The sequence below is a fragment of the Haloleucobacter albus genome (assembly GCF_052492075.1).
Genome location: NZ_JBQWAS010000018.1, coordinates 14301 through 32027 on the forward strand (window position 1 = coordinate 14301; position 17727 = coordinate 32027).

Below are 17727 nucleotides of genomic sequence, written 5' to 3' on the forward strand. Positions count from 1 at the left end.
CCATGCGTATTGTCGGCGGCACCATGAAAGGGCGGGCGCTCAAGGGCCCCGCCTCCAGCGCCACCCGCCCTACATCGGACAGGCTGCGTGAAAGCCTGTTCAATGTGCTGGCTCACGGCTATGGCGATGCCTGCGATGGCGCAAGGGTGCTGGATCTGTTCGCCGGCACAGGCGCGCTCGGTCTTGAGGCCCTCTCACGCGGGGCGCGTTTCGCCCTGTTTGTGGAAGAGGCAGCCGGAGCCCGCGCCACCATTCGCGACAATGTGGAAGCGCTGGGCCTGACAGGCGCGACACGCATTTTCCGCCGCGACGCCACGCGCCTCGGCCCACATACAGGTGCCGCACCTTATGATCTCGTGTTCTGCGACCCCCCCTATGGGCAGGGTCTGGGAGAAGCGGCTCTTGCCGGAGCCCGAGCAGGTGGCTGGCTGGCCGAAAATGCACTGATTGTGATGGAGGAGCGCACCGGCCTCTTCAACACGCCGGAAGGCTTCCGCGAACTGGAGCGCCGGCCTTACGACGAGAGTGAGCTGATCTTTCTGGAGCCGAACGCCTGAAGACAGGCCCGGCACGGACCCAGCCTATTTTTCAGCCTGCATGATGACATCCATCAGCTCGGCAACCTTCTGGCGCTGCTCCTGCTCATCCCCGGAACGGATGGCCCCCTCCACGCAGTGATGCACATGATCGCGCAGCACTTCCTGCTCTGCCCGCTTCAACGCAGCGCGGACAGCGCGAATCTGCGTGATGATATCAATGCAATAGCGATCCTCCTCCACCATGCGGCAGAGGCCACGCGCCTGGCCTTCAATGCGCTTGAGTCGTTTGAGAACCTGTTCTTTCGCGGGACTGTGCATACCTTGCCATATACCCCCAGTGGGTATATTTAACAAGCCAGATACCCCCCGGGGGTTTGCACAAGCTCTCAACAGCAGCCGGATGCCCGGCTTTTCCTGCCACCCGGCTGCTGGAACCATCTGGAGCCACCATGGCACATGATCCTTCCAAGCCCGCAGCATCCCCCCATGGCTGCTGTGGTGGTGCGCATCATCACCCTGCCCCGGCGAAGGTGAAAGACCCGGTCTGTGGCATGGATGTGGACACCTCACCCGAGGCCGGTAAACCCAGCACGATATATGAAGGGCAAACCTTCCATTTCTGCTGCAATGGCTGCAAAGCCAAATTCGAGGCCGCGCCGGAGACATATCTTTTGGCCGGTTCCGCCAACTCAGCCTGCTGTGGTGGCAGCCACAAGCATGCGCCTGCCACGCTGGCGAAGGTGAAAGATCCCGTCTGCGGTATGGATGTGGACCCTTCGCCCGAGGCCGGCAAACCCAGCGCCAGCTACAACGGCCAGACTTTCCATTTCTGCTCCGCCAAATGCCACGACAAATTCGTGGCCAGCCCGGCGCAATATACCGGGAAAGCATCTGCCCGCACTGAGGAGGGGGCCTCCTGCTGCGGCGGGCATGGCGCTTCTGGGCATGGTCATGTTGCGAGCACCCCGACCGGACAGGAGAAAGACCCGGTGTGCGGCATGTTCGTGGACCCCTCCACGGCGAAATTCACCGCCACCCATGAGGGCAAAACATTCTACTTCTGTTGCGAAGGCTGCAAGACGAAGTTCGAGGCCACGCCGGAGGCATATCTTTCCGGTAGCCCACCTGCTGCGGAGCCCATGCCGGAAGGCACCATCTATACCTGCCCGATGGACCCGGAAATCCGCCAGATCGGCCCCGGCATCTGCCCCATTTGCGGCATGGCGCTGGAGCCGGAGGTGGTGACGCTGGATGAAGGCCCGAATGAAGAGCTGATAGATATGCGCCGGCGCTTCTGGTGGGGGCTGGCGCTCACCATTCCGGTATTCCTTCTTGCCATGGGAGAACATGCCTTCGGGCTGCACCTGCTGCCGCAGCAGATCTCCAATTATGTGCAGTTCGTGCTGGCTACACCCGTTGTGCTGTGGATTGGAAAACCCTTCTTCGAGCGCGGCTGGCTCTCCCTGAAAACCCGCAACCTCAACATGTTCACCCTCATCGCCATGGGTACGGGGGTGGCTTATATCTATTCGCTGGTGGCAACCTTCCTGCCCGGCCTTTTCCCTGCTGAATTCCAGACCCATGGCGGCGCGGTTCCGGTTTATTTTGAAGCTGCGGCTGTCATCACCGTTCTGGTGGCGCTGGGGCAAGTGCTGGAATTACGCGCGCGGGACCAGACCTCTGGCGCCATCAAGTCCCTGCTCTCTCTGGCCCCGAAGACTGCGCTGCGGATTCGCGCCGATGGTGCGGATGAGGAGATTGAGCTTGGCCTTGTCGCTCCCGGTGACACACTGCGCGTACGCCCCGGCGAGAAGGTTCCGGTGGATGGCCTTGTCATCGAAGGTCGTGCCGTTGTGGATGAAAGCCTTATTACCGGCGAATCCCTGCCCGTGACCCATGAGGCCGGCGAGAAGGTTATTGGCGGCACGGTGAATGCCTCCGGCGTTTTCAGCATGAAGGCCGACAAGGTAGGTGCAAGCACCATCCTCTCCCAGATCGTGCAGATGGTCGCGCAGGCCCAGCGCTCGCGCGCACCCATCCAGAGACTGGCAGATCAGGTCTCCGGCTGGTTCGTGCCCTCCGTGGTGGCGGCGGCTCTCGTGGCCTTCATCGTGTGGATGATGGTGGGGCCGGAGCCGCGCTTCACCTTCGCGCTGATGGCTGCCGTTTCGGTGCTCATCATCGCCTGCCCCTGCGCGCTTGGGCTGGCGACACCCATGTCCATCATGGTCGGGGTCGGGCGCGGGGCGCAATTCGGCGTGCTGGTGAAAAATGCCGAAGCGCTGGAGCGCATGGAGAAGGTAGATGTGGTGGTGGTCGACAAGACCGGCACCCTCACGGAAGGCAAACCGAAGGTGGTGGCCATCCAGACCGCTCCCGGCTTCACCGAAGATGATGTACTGCATGCCGCCGCCAGCCTGGAGCGGGCCAGTGAGCACCCTATCGCAGCCGCTATCGTGGCCGAGGCGCGGGCACGGAAGATTGATCTGGCCAATCCCGAAAATGTGGAGAGCCCGGCGGGCAAGGGCATTACCGGCCAGGTTGCGGGCCGCCAAGTGGTCATCGGCCATGTCCATTTTCTCACCGGGAATGGCGTGCATGTGGATGCGCTGGCGGCAAGTGCCGCCACTCATCAAAAAGAAGGCGCAACCGCCGTGTTTGTCGCCATAGATGGCCAGCCTGCCGGCGCGGTGGCAATTGCCGACCCTGTGAAAGCCACCACCCCTGCGGCCCTCAAGCAGCTGACGGAAGATGGCGTGCGCGTGGTGATGCTGACGGGCGATAACCGCGCCACAGCCGAGGCTGTCGCCAGCCGCCTGGGCATCAGGGAAATCGAGGCTGAGGTTCTGCCCAACCACAAGGCCGATGTGGTCAACCGCCTGAAAGGCGAAGGACATGTGGTGGCCATGGCCGGTGATGGCGTGAATGATGCGCCTGCTCTGGCCAGCGCTGATGTGGGCATCGCCATGGGTACGGGAACGGATATCGCCATGGAAAGCGCGGGCATCACCCTGCTGAAAGGTGATCTGGCCGGCATCTCCCACGCCCGCTCCCTCTCCAGGGCAACCATGGCGAATATTCGCCGCAACCTGATGTTCGCCTTCATTTACAATGCGGCGGGCGTACCGATTGCGGCGGGCCTTCTCTATCCGGTTCTGGGCCTTCTGCTCTCGCCCATGGTGGCGGCGGCGGCAATGGCGTTGTCTTCCGTCAGCGTCATCAGCAACGCCCTGCTGCTGCGAAGCTGGAAGCCGGAATGAACGGCACTGAAAGCTGACGCAACACGCAAAAAGGGCTCCCCTCGGGAGCCCTTTTCATAAGCCCGGCAACGGGCAACATTCATATGCGTGAAGAATTTCAATAATCCGAGAGCTTGAGATCCTCGGACCATTCGCCTTCAACCTCTTTCACAATCACCTGTCCGCAGATGACGCGGCCTTCTGCGGCATCAAAGGCCAAAGTCGGCGCGCCATAAAGCTGCCAGCCCTTGTTCAGCGCCTCTGTCACACGCTTGCAGAAGGAAGAATCGTCCGGTCCGGTCAGGTAACGATAAAGCTTCATGGCAAGATCCTTGGGGCAGATCCGAAGGGAGGCGGTGCCCCCGCCTCTCCCGAAAACAGTTTGTGTCCGCAGTCACAGAGCCACAGACCAGGGCTGAGCTACATTTCTGCAACACAGCCCGCATCTTCAGCTTCGCGCGGCGATCGCATCCGCCAGCGCAACCGTGCGCTTGGCCATTTCCGCATGGAGCAGCTCAACCATCCGCCCCTCCACGGTGATGACACCCTTGCCCTGATTTTCAGGCAGATCAAAGGCCGAGATGATGGCCCGCGCCCGTTCCACCTCTGCCGGAGGCGGCGAGAAGGCCTCATTGCACGGCTCAATCTGCGTGGGGTGAATCAGCGTCTTGCCATCCATGCCAAACTCCACGCCCTGCGCGCATTCAGTGATGAAACCTTCCATATCCTTGAACTGGTTCCACACACCATCCAGCACATCAATGCCATAGGTGCGCGCGGCAGCCACCACCAGCGAGAGCCAGCCCACCATGGGCGCGCGCCCCGGCACCAGAGCGGCGCGAGTTTCCTTCGCCAGATCATTGGTGCCCAGCACGAACACAGACAGACGGGTGAGCGGATTCTGAGCGGCCTCTGCAATCGCCTTGATATCGAGAATGGCCAATGGGGTCTCGATCATGGCCCAGACGCGCGTGGTCTGCGCCACGCCCAGAGCTTCAAGACGGCGACCTACCGTCACAAGCTGTTCCACGCTCTGCACCTTGGGCAGCAACACGGCATCCGGTGCAGCCGCAGCGGCGGCATCCAGATCTTCAGCACCCCAAGGCGTATCCAGCCCATTGATGCGAATCACCACTTCACGCGGACCGAAACCACCAGCCTTCACGGATTCGGCAACCCGCGCACGTGCCTCGGCCTTTGCATCCGGCGCAACGGAATCTTCAAGATCCAGAATCACCGCATCGGCGGGGAGCGTGCGAGCCTTTTCCAGCGCACGGGCATTGGCTCCGGGCATGTAAAGCGCGCTGCGGCGGGGACGAATGGTCATGGCTGTTTCCCTGAACAATGATGCGGCGCAACCTTAAAGCCATGGCCCGGATACGAGAAGAGCCATTACCACCCAACGGGGCCTTCTCATCCACAGGAGCACATTTTCTCGCTCATATCACTGCTCGAAGGGAAGGCGCGCCGGCAGCGCTTCCAAACCTTGTGGTGGTGGCCATGTGAAATGATCTGCCCGGCCTTTCAGCGACATGGGCGCAATGCCTCTGTGCAAGGGGGCACGCAACTCTGAAATGGCCTCATCCATGTTTGGCTCCGCCCCCGTCTTTTCAGGGCCCCCAGCCAAAATCAGAGCCTCCCCCTGAGCCTGCCCTGTAGTTATCGGGCCAGCCAGGGACGGCAATAAGCGATCCACTTCTTTTTGGACAAAAAAGGCGAGTTTACGCTGCCCCGCCCGCGTGAAGCCCACGCCATCTTCCTTGCGAAGCAAACGCTGCTGCCCATCCACAGCCGGGCCCGTCGCGAAATAGTTTCCGGCCTCATCCACGAAACCATCCCACACAGAGACAAAAGGCAGTCCAGCCTTCACAGCTCGCGTACGCAATACATCATTCAAACGAACGTAATCGCGCTTATGCAGATCGTTTGAAACCGGAGCCAGACCAACAACGACAACCCGCCCGACCTGCCCTCGTGCAGCCGCCAAAATCTTATCCACCCTGCGAGAATAGAGTTCCAGCCAGCGATCTGAAAACGGCGAGACCTTGAAGCCGGTGTCATCAATTGCCTTCAGATCATGCGCGCCCATAGCAAGAATGATCACATTCGGATCAGCCGCCTTAACATCTTCAGCCAGGCGCGCTTTCCAGTTTTCTGGTTCAGGCAAAAAGCCCCCCTGGCCAGAAATGCGCCCAATAATGGCGATTCGATCCTGCTCTCCCAGATAGGCATCCGCCAGCCCTGAAGCCAGCGCTCCCCCCATGGCGTCTCCCAACACCAGAATAAACTGCGAGGGATCCTTCTGGCGTCCCGCCTTGGCCTCTTGCGCGGTGGAATAGACCACTCCGGTGACTGGCAGAGCCTTCTTCACTCGCTTAGTTCGTTCCCCGGAAGGAGAAGAAGATCGCCTTTTCTTGGGCGCCTGTTCCCCCTTCCATCTCCTCGGAGCCGGACGCGACTTTTCCTTGGGCTGCGACAAGAACGGGCGCAGAAAAAAGAAGGGGTCGAATGTCGCCTGAGCGTGTGCCGGAATGGAAATTGAGGTGGTGGCAAGAAACACCCACACTATCCTCAACCGCCACGCCCTTCCCCCCAACCCGAAAAGCGCGGTGAGAGACACGCCTCTCGCCCGACAATTCTCCACACCTGGAGCATGCCCAGATCTACAACCAAGAGCTGTCTCTTTCCGGTTCATCCCGCAAGTGTGAAACGACAGCTCCCATTAGACAAGAGAGCCCATGCTCAACCCTCGTCATTACGCATAAAAAAAGCGACTGCACATCAATGCAGTCGCTTTTAAAATTCGCGTTTGAAGGAATTCGCAGACGAATTCACTCAGTTCAGCTTGGCGTTAACCTCGGAGATCGCACTGGCGATGAGCTTGTCACCGACGGCACCCTGAGTGGCATTGCTGAGCAAAGTGGATGCCGCGCGGGTCGCGGCATCCGCCGCCACAGCCTTCACATCTTCAAGCGCCTGCTTCTCAGCCTGAGAAATCTTTTCCTCAGCCATCTTCGTGCGGCGCGCGACGAAATCCTCAAGCTTCACCTTGGATTCAGAGGCAAGACGCTCAGCCTCAGCCTTGGCAGCCGTCACGATAGATTCGGCCTCGGCCTCGGCCTCACGCTGCTTACGCTTGAATTCGGCAACCAGCTTCTGGGCTTCTTCCTTGAAGCGACGCGCTTCTTCCAGTTCGCCTGCAATACGCGCGCCCCGAGCATCGAGTGCGGAGGCGATTGCGCGGTGCACGCCCACATACAGCAAGGTTACCACAAACACCACGAAGGCAATGGCAACCCACAATTCTGCCCAACTCGATTCGTTCATGTCCGGTCCTCAGATCCATCCGAGCCCAGCACCAGAGCCCGGATGTGGGCTACCAGGGCGACATCAGGTGGCAAGAGGGCAATGATGGTATCCATCATTGCCCCAGCCTTGTTCATTCTGCCGATCAGGCAGCATCCTTCTGGGCCAGCGCGGTATCGACAGCCTGCTCCACATCGGTCTTGGCCGGCGCGGCGCCAACAAGCGAAGATACGATAGCCTCAGCAGTATCCACTGCAATGCCACGCACATGGCTGAGAGCTTCGGACTTGGTTGCAGCAATACGCTGCTCCGCCGCTTCCAGCTTGGCCGTGAGACCTGCTTCCAGAGCCTTGCGATTGGCATCAGACTCTTCGGCAAGCTTGGCACGAGTTTCGCCAGCAATGGCATTTGCCTTTGCCCGCGCTTCATTCAAAGCCTTCTCGTAAGCTGCCTGAGCAGCTTCGCTTTCAGCCTTGTGCTTGATGCCTTCTTCAAGGTCATCCGCGATGCGATCGCGCCGCTCTTCCAGAATCCGGCCAATGCGCGGGAGGGTCACCCGGCTCATCAGCAGATACAGCAGCACGAATGTCACCACCAGCCACAGCAGCTGGGACGGGAAAGTGGTAACATCGAAAGGTGGGAAGTGCGCCGCATGCTCATCAACGACATTGCCGCCGTGAGCACCTTCGCCGTGGGCACCAGCCACAGCCTGTGCAGCACTTTCCGCCGCTTCCGGAACGATAACCGTTTCGGTGACGACTTCGTCCACCACGATGGCGGCAGGAGCCTCTTCGGAAGGAGCAGGCGCTCCATTCGAGGAAGCCGCCTCACCACCTTCGGCCTGAGCCAGCTGAACCAGCGTCGCGGAGGTCATATCCGGACGCGACGCAGAGGCACCCACCTCAGTCGCGGCAGACACCGCGGTGAGGGGAGCGGCAGCAAGCGGAGCGACCCCAAGGCCGATACCTGCAACCGCCACCGCGACAGTGAATTTCCATGGCTTCATCATGGCACGCCTGCTTGACTTGAACTCAGCCCCAGGCCGACAAAATCGGCCGGTAAGCCCCGCGCCCTTGCGGACTCGGGGCCCGATACGTGAACCCGATCAGGCCACGAAGAGCAGGATCAGCGCCACGACCAGCGAGAAGATGCCAAGACCTTCAGCAAGGGCCGCACCGATGAACGCACGAGCGAACTGACCATCGGCCGCCGACGGGTTGCGCAGCGCACCCGACAGGAAGTTACCGAAAATGTTACCGACGCCGACAGCGGCCAGACCCATGCCGAGGCAAGCAAGACCGGCACCGATGAACTTTCCAGCTTCCATTTCCATTGGACTGCTCCTTGAGAAACTTTTGGATTGAGACAACCTGATCAGACAGAGCCTGGCACCTGCGCCAGCACTCAGTGGCCGGGATTCACCGCATCATTCAGATAGATCGAGGTGAGAACCGCGAACACATAGGCCTGGAGCACAGCCACCATCAGCTCGAAGGCGGTGAGCGCCACGATCATGAAGAAGGGCAGAACCGCGCCGAACCAGCCGGCAACACCCGCAGAAGCAAGCCCCACCACGAAGAAGGCAAACACCTTCAGCGCGATATGTCCGGCCAGCATGTTGGCGAACAGACGCAGCGAGAGGCTGATGGGACGAGACAAGAAGGACACCACCTCGATCAGGACGAGGATGGGCAGAAGAAAGGCCGGCACGCCCGACGGCACAAAAAGGCCGAGGAAATGGGTGCCGTGACGAATCAGGCCATAGATCACAACCGTGAAGATCACCAGAAGGGACAGGGCCGCAGTCACCACAAGGTGAGAGGTGATCGTGAAGGTATAGGGGATCAGGCCAATCATGTTCCCCAGAAGGATGAACATGAAAATGGAAAAGACCAGCGGGAAGAAGACCATGCCTTCACTGCCAGCTGAATCCCGCACCATCTTGGCGATGAACTCGTAGCTCATCTCCGCGACAGACTGCGCCCGCCCTGGAACCAGGGTGCGCCCACGCGTCGCATAGGTGAGAAAGAGGAAGATAACGGCCACAACGATGCACATGAAGAGTGCAGAGTTGGTGAAGGAGAACTGCGCCCCGCCGATATTCACCAAATCTACGAGCGGCTTGATCTCAAATTGGTGGATCGGATCGACGATCATCCGAGCTCGCCCCCTGCCATGCGACTAATGCCGCGAGAAAAACGTTGCGGCACACACCGCGCAATTACCCGAACGGCTGACGCCGCGAGATTTCCACTGAAAGCCTTCGGCTTCAGGCAGCACATTTGCGCGCCATCACTTTCCGGCCTTTCGCTGCGAACCACCTTCGCCCGCAGCCCGCATCATGTTCAACACTCCGGCAGCAAAGCCGACCAGAGTGAAGAAAATCAAGCCCCATGGGGATACTGACAACAGCGTATCAACCCCATAACCGATGAGAGCCCCCACCAGCGTGCCTGACACAAATTCCGCCCCCAGCCTGAAAGCCAGGGCAGCGCCCGATTTGGCGGATGTATCCCGCCCGGACCGGACCGAATTCTCTTTCTGCCTTTTTGACTGGATCTGGCTCAATGATGAATCGAGCTGATCGAGCCGGTCAAAAAGCTCGGCCTCACTGGGACCAACCTTGTTTCCATGCGCGTTCGCCTCGCGCTCCCCTTTCGGGGGTTGTTCTGGCTCGGACATGGCTACCACCTTGGCCCCGGAGAAGAAGCAATGTTCTGCTCCTTGAAACCGCGGCGCACCATAGTTGCGTCAAAATTAGGTGTCAAGGCAAACAGAGTTTTCCCTATCCAATTGATAACGCTAAATAAAATTATGTTCATACTGGAACATACTCCAGAAACACCCATTCTTCAGCCCGCTTCACGCATCTGTTCGGCGCTTTGAAGGTCAACGGAAACAAGGCGCGACACCCCTCTTTCCGCCATGGTGACACCGAAGAGACGATTCATATGCGCCATGGTGATGGGGTTGTGGGTAATGGTGAGAAAGCGCGTCTCCGTCAGGCGCGTCATTTCCTCCAGCAATGTACAGAATCGCTCCACATTTGCATCGTCCAGCGGGGCGTCCACCTCATCCAGCACGCAGATGGGCGCGGGGTTGGTAAGAAACACGGCGAATATCAAGGCCATGGCCGTCAGTGCCTGCTCCCCGCCGGAGAGCAATGAAAGGCTTTGAGGCTTCTTGCCCGGCGGTTTGGCGATGATATCCAACCCCGCTTCCAGCGGGTCTTCGGCATCAGTCAGCACAAGCTGGGCCTCACCACCGCCGAACAGCGTATCGAACAATTTGCGGAAATGCCCATCAACTACCACGAAAGAGGCTTGCAGCCTCTCGCGCGCTTCGCGATTCAGGCTGGAAATGGCCCCGCGCAAACGCTTGATTGCCTCAACAAGATCATCACGTTCGGCGGAAAGCTCCCCATGTCGGGTTTCCGCTTCCTCCAGTTCAAGATCGGCCCGCAGATTAACCGCCCCCAATCGTTCCCTGTCGCGACGAGCCTTTTCGAGAATCGCCTCGGTTTCTCTCTGGTCCGGGGGGGGAGAATCAGCCTCCAGCCCGGCGGCCATGCGAGCCGTTTCCGGTGCACCATCAAGAGTTTCTGAAATCTCTCGCAGAATATCATCGCGGCGCTGATGCGCACCATCCAGCACAGCCTCGGCGCGGGCATGTTCGGCGCGGGCGGACGACATGGCTTCCAGCGCATCCTTGGCGGCCTTGTCTGCGGCAGCGAGGGCAGATTCGCCTTCGGCCAGCCTGTCGGCCGCATCACGCCGGGCAGATTCGGCCTCTTCCAGGGCGGAAAGAAGCGTGCGACGCTGATGAAAGATGGTGTTGGGCGCATCTTCAATTTCAAGCAGTTCCGCCTGCGCTTCCTCTCCACGCGCCGTCACATCCGCAAGGCGCTCCCCCGCCCCGCCGGCACGCTGACGCCATGAACGCTCTTCCGCAGCGATTGCCTCCACCCGACGCAGACGTGCGGCGCTATCCCTGCGCAGGGCATCGCAGGCGGCGCGCGCTTCAGCCAGGGCAGCCCTGCGCTCAGCGGCTTCCGCACGGGCTCGCGCCAGATCAGCCTCGAGAATCTGGGGCGCATCCAGCGCCGCGATCGAATCCTCCACCTCGGCCAGGCTGTCTTCACCCTCCTCACGCGCGGCCATAATCCGGTTGCGCGCCTCCGCCAACGCCGCGAAGCGGGCCTGATGCTGGGCGGCGCGACGTTCCGCAGCGTCCAGAGCCGCACGGCTGGTTTCGGCCTTGCGCTGGGCCTGCCGGCGCGCTTCACGGGCCTGCACCTCCGTTGCGGCGAACAGTCGCACTGCTGCGTCATGCTCATCCAGAACAGCCCGCAACTCTTCCACTGCGGCACGGGCCTCCTCAGCCTCCGCTTCAATATCGGCCAGACGGTTACGCTCGGCCAGGCGGCGGGCGGCGGCAGTGGGGGCATCGGCGGCGGCGACCACCCCATCCCAGCGCCATAGATCACCTTCCACGGAAACAAGGCGCTGCCCCGGTTTCAACACCCCAGCCAGTGCGGCACCCTCGTGACGCAGCACAATGCCCACCTGCCGCAGCCGTCGGGTCAGGGCATCGGCCCCGGAAACAACATCAGCCAGAGCCCGCGCCCCGGCAGGCAGGGGTGGATCGGATGGCAAGCTCTCGGCCCCGCTCCAGCGCGCTGGCGCAGAGGCATCCAACGGCAAATCCAGATCATCCCCCAAAGCCGCGCCGAGGGCGGTTTCATACCCCTTCTCCACCCGCAGAAGATCCGCCACCGGAGGAAAGCGGTGATCCACGGATTGCAGCAGCTTGGCGAGGGTGCGGGCCTCGGCATCCAGCCTGTCGAAACGCTTCTCGGCCTCATTCACCGCCGGTCGCAAATCCTCCAGCGCACGACGTGCCTCGGCATGGGCGGTTTCGGCCTCAGACGCCGCATCCTCGGCCTCGGCCAGTGATTCGCGGCTGATCTCGGCCTCTTCACGGATTGATTCGAGATTCTCTGTGCCTGCATCCCGCTTCAGGCGCGCCTCTTCGGCCTCCACCGAGGCGCGCTCGGCGGCATTGCGCAGCAGGCGATCACGAATCTCCTTCGCCATCTGCTCCAGAGAGTTGCGGCGTGCACCCAGATCCGCGAAATGGGCAGTCTTCTCCTCCAGCGCCTGTTCAGCTTCTTCAAGCAGAGCGGCTGCTTCCTCCCGGCGCTCATCCGCCATGGCCTCCTGCTCGGCGGCCTCCTCCAGCGCGGCGCGCAACTCTTCCGCTTCGGCCTCAAGCCGTTCCAGCACATCTTCGGCATCTGCCGAAAGCGCCTTTTCACGCTCCAGATCCTGCTGCACCTGGGCAAGGCGGCGTTCCAGCTCCTCCTTGCGGGCAGCCAGCCGCGCCTCTTCCCTGTCCAGTTCACTGCGCGCATGGTTCAGGCGCTGGAGGGCGGCAGCGGCCTCGGTCTCGGCATTGCGCAGGGGCGGCAAGGCATGGGCGGCCAAAGCCTGAAGGCGGGCCGCCTCGGCCTGCGCACGGGTCAGCTCCGCGCCATCCCTCTGGGTCGCCGCCAAAGCGCGCTCAGCCTCCAGCAAAGCTGCGCTCACCTCCTGCCAGCGCAGCCAGAGCAAGGTGGCCTCACACCGACGGATTTCGGCTGAAAGCGCCTTGTAGCGCACGGTCTGGCGCGATTGACGGCGCAGGTTTTCCACCTGCCCGCTCATCTGGCCGATGACATCTTCCAGCCGGGTCAGATTCTGTTCAGCCGCCCGCAGGCGCGTTTCCGCCTCATGACGACGCGCATGAAGACCCGCAACGCCGGCCGCCTCTTCCAGAATGCGACGGCGCGCGGCGGGCTTGGCCCCGACAATCTCGCCAATCTGCCCTTGCCGTACCAGGGCCGGCGAGCGCGAGCCGGTCGAGGCATCGGCAAACAGCAGATGCACATCACGCGCCCGCACATCCTTGCCATTCACCTTGTAGGCAGAACCGCGGCCACGCTCGATCCGGCGCACCACCTCCAGCTGGTCCCAATCATTGAAGGCGGCCGGCGCGGTGCGTTCACTGTTATCCAGTTGCAGGGTCACCTCGGCCACATTGCGGGCTGGGCGGCCCGTGGTGCCGGCAAAGATGACCGATTCCATATCCTGCGCGCGGAACGCCTTGAACGAGCTTTCGCCCATTACCCAACGCAGCGCTTCCACCAGATTGGATTTGCCACACCCGTTCGGCCCCACCACGCCTGTCAGGCCGGGTTCAATCAGCAGATCTGTCGGCTCGACGAAGGTTTTGAACCCGACGAGCCGGAGGCGATCGAATTTCATTCCGTCAGCGCAGAAGCAAAGCGCGCCTGTAGACGCATCTGCCCGGTTGCGACCAGATGCGTCATGGCAGCACGCAGCGTGGTGGCATGGATCATGACCGCACATCTGCCAGCCGCTGCCCCCGGCGTCAAATCCATGCAGACGCAAGGCACGAAGATTCGACATGAGAGCCGAAAACAATACAGCTGTCACGGGCGCTTCATGGCCGCATGTTTTTGCTGAAAACATGGCTGGAACCGTGCGGGGCCTCATGAACAGACGCGTCACTCCCGAGCCTGCCGAGCAGAACACGTCCCGGACAACAGGGGCCGCCGAAGAGCGCTCGGTACAGGATTATATCGACGAAACCCCGGTCTGGCGGGATGGCACCACCACCCCCTCCACTCCCATGACGCGCATGCAATGGCGCATCTGGGGGCTGGCTGCTGCCGGCAAGTTCTTTGAGGGACTTGTGGTGTTCATGACGGGCGTGGCCCTGCCGCTCATCTCCCGCGAGTTCGGAATGGACGCCATCCAGCATGGCGTGGTGGGGGCTGCCAGCCTGGCCGGCATTCTGGTGGGCGCGCTGTTTCTGGGCAGCCTTTCGGATTATTTCGGCCGCAAATCCATGTTCATCGTGGAGATGGTGCTGTTCATCATCTTCCTGGTGCTGCTCTCCCTCAGCCCTTCCTATTTCTGGCTGGTGCTGTTTCTCTTCGGCGTGGGCGTGGCGCTGGGTTGTGATTACCCCACCGCACATCTGGTAATTTCCGAAAGCATCCCCTCCTCCGCCCGTGGGCGGCTGGTGCTCTCCGCCTTTGGGTTTCAGGCCGCCGGAGCCCTCATGGGCACGATTGTGGGCTATCTGGTGCTCACCGCCGTGCCGGATGAAACCGCCTGGCGCTATATGTACGCCACGGCCATCATCCCCGCCCTTCTGGTGGTGATTGGCCGTTTCTCCATTACCGAAAGCGCCTCATGGCTCATGGCCCATGGCCGCGAGCAGGATGCCGCGCGGGAAGTCTCCCGCCTGCTGCATCGTGATCCGCCCTACCCCAAGGCCGTGAAGCTAAAGGCCCGCCACAAGCCTTTGGCCAAGCATGAAAAGAGCCTGGCGGCGCTGTTCAACCCGCGCAACCGGCGCGCCACCATTCTGGCCAGCGTGCCCTGGTTTTTGCAGGATCTTGGCACCTATGGCATCGGTATTTTCACCCCCACCATTCTGGCGGCCTCTCTGGGGCATGTGGCCACGCACCACCACGATATTACCGATCTGATCGCCAAGGACATCATGGCCGCCAAGGGGGCGGCTCTGATCGACCTGCTGCTGATCGCCGGCATTTTTGCTGCCGTGATGCTGGCTGACAAGGTGGGCCGCATTCCACTGCAAATCGCCGGCTTCATCGGCTGCGCCGCCGGCTTGCTCATCAGCGCCCTTTCCGGCTACTTCACCGGCAGCACGCAGATCTCGCTTATCTTCATTGGCTTCATGCTGTTCAATTTCATGACCAATATGGGCCCCAACGCGCAGACCTATCTGCTCGCCGGCGAGGTATTTCCCGTGCATATCCGGGCGCGCGGAGCGGGTTTTGCGGCAGGTTTTGCTAAGATCGGCGCGGTCATCACCGCCTTTCTGTTCCCCATCCTTCTGCATCAGATCGGAACACAGGCGCTGTTGTTCGGGCTCATCGTCACCTCGCTTCTGGGGGCGGCCATCACCTGGTTGTGCCGTGTCGAAACCAGAGGCCGCAGTCTTGACGATATCGACCCCTAGATTGTCCTTGCGGCATTCAGCCAGATCCGCCTCTGCTGAATACCGCATAGCCCATATCCGAAGGGCAGGTCAAAAGGGAGAAACCATGCTGCGCTCACTGGCTCTCAGCCGCCTCCTCCATCACCGGGCCACGTGGCTGCCCGCCGCGGGTCTGCTGTGCGCCCTTGCAGCGGCTCCCCTCATGGGTCCCTCCAGCGCTCTGGCGGCTGAAACCACCCAGCCAGACCCCACAATGCCCTATCAGGTCACAGGCGTCGCCCACAGCGATGTGCTGAACATTCGCGAACAGCCCGGCGCCTCCGCGCCGATCATCGGGACGCTGGCTCCCGATGCCACCAACATCCTCATTACCGGCAGCCGCACCGAATCAGGAAGCGACAACTGGTGGCAGGTGCTGACGCCAAAGGGCGCGGGCTGGGTGAATGCCCGCTATCTGGCCCCAACAGGCGATACATCTTCGGGCGCGCCCTCCTTCCCCCTGCGCTGCATGGGCACCGAGCCGTTCTGGAGCCTGACGACCCAGCCGGCGCAGGCCCGTTTCTCCACCCCCGAAAGCAACACCACATGGGCGGCAGGAGAAGTGAAGGCGGCCCATGGCATACGCGGCCGGTTCATCATTCCGCTGAAGAGCGGAGAACAGAGCGGCCTTCTCGCAGTCTGGCGCAATCCCTCATTCTGTACGGATGGCATGAGCGATATCGGCTTCCCATATGAAAGCATCCTCGTGGCACCCGATGGAAATGTGTATGCTGGGTGCTGCCAGAGGGGTGGATAGTCAGTTCATGCGCGCCTGAGCGGTTTGCATGACGGGAATTTGAGGGATCACGACACATGCTGTTCAACCAGCCGGGCGCCAAGGGCGCGGGAAATGACGGTGCGACCATGGGCGGCGAGGCCGTCATTGATGTCACCACCGAAAATTTCATGGCCGAAGTGCTGGAAGAATCGCGTCACCGTCCGGTGCTGGTGGATTTCTGGGCCCCTTGGTGCGGCCCCTGCAAAACCCTCGGCCCCGCGCTCGAAAAGGTGGTGAAGGCCACCAAGGGCAAGGTGCGGATGGTGAAGATGAATATTGACGAGCAGCCGGCCGTCGCCGGCCAGCTCGGCATCAAGTCCATCCCCACCGTCTATGCTTTCGTGAATGGCCAGCCGGTTGATGGCTTCATGGGCGCGCTGCCGGAAAGCCAGTTGAAAACCTTCGTGGAACGCCTTCTGGGCGGTGCGGCCGAGGGCAGCGATATCGCCGAGATTCTGGCGGCTGGCGAGGCGGCCCTGGCTGGAGGCGATTTGGCCGGAGCGGCGGAAATCTTCGCTGCCATTCTGGGTGCGGAGCCCGATAATGTGGCTGCTCTGGCCGGGCTGGCCCGCACTCAGGTGCAGGCTGGCGCGCTGGAACAGGCCAAGGCCACACTGGGCTCCATTCCCGCCGAAAAGGCGAATGATGCCGCCGTTACCGCTGCCCGCGCCGCGCTGGAACTGGCTGAGCAGGCTGCCAGCCTGGGCGACCTGACCACGCTGGAAGCAAAGGTGGATCTTGACCCGGCAGATCATCAGTCCCGCTTCGATCTGGCCCTTGCACTCAATGCCCGCGGGCGTCGGGAAGAAGCGCTTCTGCATCTTCTGGATCTCGTGAAGCGCGACCGCAGCTGGAATGATGACGCCGCCCGTAAACAACTGCTCCAGTTTTTCGAGGCCTGGGGCGCGAGCGAGCCGCTCACCTCCTCCGGCCGCCGCAAACTTTCGGCGATCATGTTCGCCTGAGCCCTTTCAACAGGTCGCCATCGGCTCCATCTTCCGATGGAGCCGATGGGCCTTTTTCAGATCCATCACCTCATGCGATGGGCGGCTTGCACCGGGTTTCCGGCATAGCCTCGCCCCTGAAACGCTTTGAGAGGCACGATTTCGTGGCATCCAACCGCACCTATCTGACACCGGCGGACATTCCGGCGGTGATTCCCGTTTTTCCGCTTTCCGGGGCCCTGCTGCTGCCGCGTGCAGAATTGCCGCTGAACATCTTTGAACCGCGCTATGTGGCCATGGTGGATGAGGTGATTGGCGGGCCGCGTCTCATCGGCATGGTGCAGCCGGATGAGAAGGCCGCAGAAGGCCCGCAGGGGCCGGGCCTCTACAAGGTGGGCTGTGTGGGCCGCCTCACTCAGTTCCGCGAAACCGGAGACGGGCGATACAATATCATTCTCACCGGGATCAGCCGCTTCCGCATTCTCCAGGAAATGGAAAGCGACCACCCTTACCGGCTGTGCCGGGTGGACTGCATCCCCTTCGAGGCGGATTTCCGCGCCGACCCGGAAGCAGAGAAGGATGTTGATCGCTCCGCCCTTCTGAACGCGCTGGCCGCCTTTCTGGAAGCCAACCAGTTGGAGACAGACTGGGAGGGCATCGACAAGGCCGGCACCGAGACGCTGGTGAACGCCCTCAGCGTCATGTCACCTTATGGCCCACTGGAAAAGCAGGCCCTTCTGGAAGCCGAAAGCCTGAAGGCGCGGGCCGATATGCTGGTGGCCATTACCCAGATGATGCTGGCGCGCATGCCGGGAGATGGAGAGGGCTCGCTTCAATAGCGCGCC

The 17727-nt window shown here is 61.5% G+C and carries 16 protein-coding genes; 6 read left to right on the plus strand and 10 right to left on the minus strand.

All coding sequences use genetic code 11. From position 1 onward, the window contains the following. The first annotated feature begins 2 nt into the window (after positions 1–2). Positions 3–557 (plus strand): 16S rRNA (guanine(966)-N(2))-methyltransferase RsmD, encoded by a 555-nt coding sequence (gene rsmD, locus ACT6QH_RS02875; protein WP_444973307.1) that lies wholly within the window; start codon positions 3–5, stop codon positions 555–557. Between the two features lie 24 nt (positions 558–581). Here the strand turns inward: rsmD and ACT6QH_RS02880 are convergent, their stop codons facing one another. Beyond that, positions 582–857, minus strand: coding sequence for a metal-sensitive transcriptional regulator (locus ACT6QH_RS02880; RefSeq protein ID WP_444973308.1), 276 nt, complete (start codon positions 855–857; stop codon positions 582–584). A 131-nt stretch (positions 858–988) separates the two neighbouring features. Between ACT6QH_RS02880 and ACT6QH_RS02885 the strand changes: the two genes are divergently transcribed. Next, a complete protein-coding gene (locus ACT6QH_RS02885) occupies positions 989–3799 on the plus strand; it encodes a heavy metal translocating P-type ATPase (RefSeq protein WP_444973309.1) in 2811 nt (936 codons plus the stop codon). Between the two features lie 97 nt (positions 3800–3896). On the opposite strand, the gene ACT6QH_RS02890 is transcribed toward ACT6QH_RS02885, so the two are convergent. The 9 genes from ACT6QH_RS02890 to smc all read right to left on the minus strand — a co-directional run bounded on the left by ACT6QH_RS02890 (position 3897) and on the right by smc (position 13389). Then, positions 3897–4100 (minus strand): DUF1737 domain-containing protein, encoded by a 204-nt coding sequence (locus ACT6QH_RS02890; protein ID WP_444973310.1) that lies wholly within the window; start codon positions 4098–4100, stop codon positions 3897–3899. Positions 4101–4226: 126 nt separating this feature from the next. After that, positions 4227–5105, minus strand: a complete 879-nt coding sequence (locus ACT6QH_RS02895; RefSeq protein ID WP_444973311.1) for an HpcH/HpaI aldolase/citrate lyase family protein — start codon at positions 5103–5105, stop codon at positions 4227–4229. Between the two features lie 117 nt (positions 5106–5222). Further along, entirely contained in the window at positions 5223–6338 is a 1116-nt protein-coding gene (locus ACT6QH_RS02900) for an SGNH/GDSL hydrolase family protein (protein WP_444973312.1), read from the minus strand. Positions 6339–6613: 275 nt separating this feature from the next. Continuing rightward, positions 6614–7105 carry a F0F1 ATP synthase subunit B family protein gene (locus tag ACT6QH_RS02905; protein ID WP_444973313.1) on the minus strand — a complete coding sequence of 164 codons (492 nt, stop codon included), beginning with the start codon at positions 7103–7105 and terminating at the stop codon, positions 6614–6616. A 124-nt stretch (positions 7106–7229) separates the two neighbouring features. Beyond that, positions 7230–8093: a F0F1 ATP synthase subunit B gene (locus tag ACT6QH_RS02910; protein ID WP_444973314.1), complete on the minus strand. Its 864-nt coding sequence runs from the start codon at positions 8091–8093 to the stop codon at positions 7230–7232. A gap of 96 nt (positions 8094–8189) precedes the next feature. Next, a complete protein-coding gene (locus ACT6QH_RS02915; RefSeq protein WP_444973315.1) occupies positions 8190–8417 on the minus strand; it encodes a F0F1 ATP synthase subunit C in 228 nt (75 codons plus the stop codon). Between the two features lie 71 nt (positions 8418–8488). Next, positions 8489–9238: a F0F1 ATP synthase subunit A gene (locus ACT6QH_RS02920; protein WP_444973396.1), complete on the minus strand. Its 750-nt coding sequence runs from the start codon at positions 9236–9238 to the stop codon at positions 8489–8491. Positions 9239–9376: 138 nt separating this feature from the next. Further along, the gene (locus ACT6QH_RS02925) at positions 9377–9766 is read right to left on the minus strand and encodes an AtpZ/AtpI family protein (RefSeq protein WP_444973316.1); all 390 of its coding nucleotides are present in this window, start codon (positions 9764–9766) and stop codon (positions 9377–9379) included. Positions 9767–9936: 170 nt separating this feature from the next. Continuing rightward, a complete protein-coding gene (smc, locus tag ACT6QH_RS02930) occupies positions 9937–13389 on the minus strand; it encodes a chromosome segregation protein SMC (protein ID WP_444973317.1) in 3453 nt (1150 codons plus the stop codon). A gap of 250 nt (positions 13390–13639) precedes the next feature. Between smc and ACT6QH_RS02935 the strand changes: the two genes are divergently transcribed. The 4 genes from ACT6QH_RS02935 to ACT6QH_RS02950 all read left to right on the plus strand — a co-directional run bounded on the left by ACT6QH_RS02935 (position 13640) and on the right by ACT6QH_RS02950 (position 17721). Then, positions 13640–15142 (plus strand): MFS transporter, encoded by a 1503-nt coding sequence (locus tag ACT6QH_RS02935; RefSeq protein WP_444973318.1) that lies wholly within the window; start codon positions 13640–13642, stop codon positions 15140–15142. Between the two features lie 181 nt (positions 15143–15323). Continuing rightward, the gene (locus ACT6QH_RS02940; protein WP_444973319.1) at positions 15324–15917 is read left to right on the plus strand and encodes an SH3 domain-containing protein; all 594 of its coding nucleotides are present in this window, start codon (positions 15324–15326) and stop codon (positions 15915–15917) included. Between the two features lie 56 nt (positions 15918–15973). Further along, a complete protein-coding gene (trxA, locus tag ACT6QH_RS02945; RefSeq protein WP_444973320.1) occupies positions 15974–16903 on the plus strand; it encodes a thioredoxin in 930 nt (309 codons plus the stop codon). Between the two features lie 143 nt (positions 16904–17046). After that, complete coding sequence (locus tag ACT6QH_RS02950) at positions 17047–17721, plus strand: LON peptidase substrate-binding domain-containing protein (protein ID WP_444973321.1); 675 nt, start codon at positions 17047–17049, stop codon at positions 17719–17721. Positions 17722–17727: the final 6 nt, after the last annotated feature.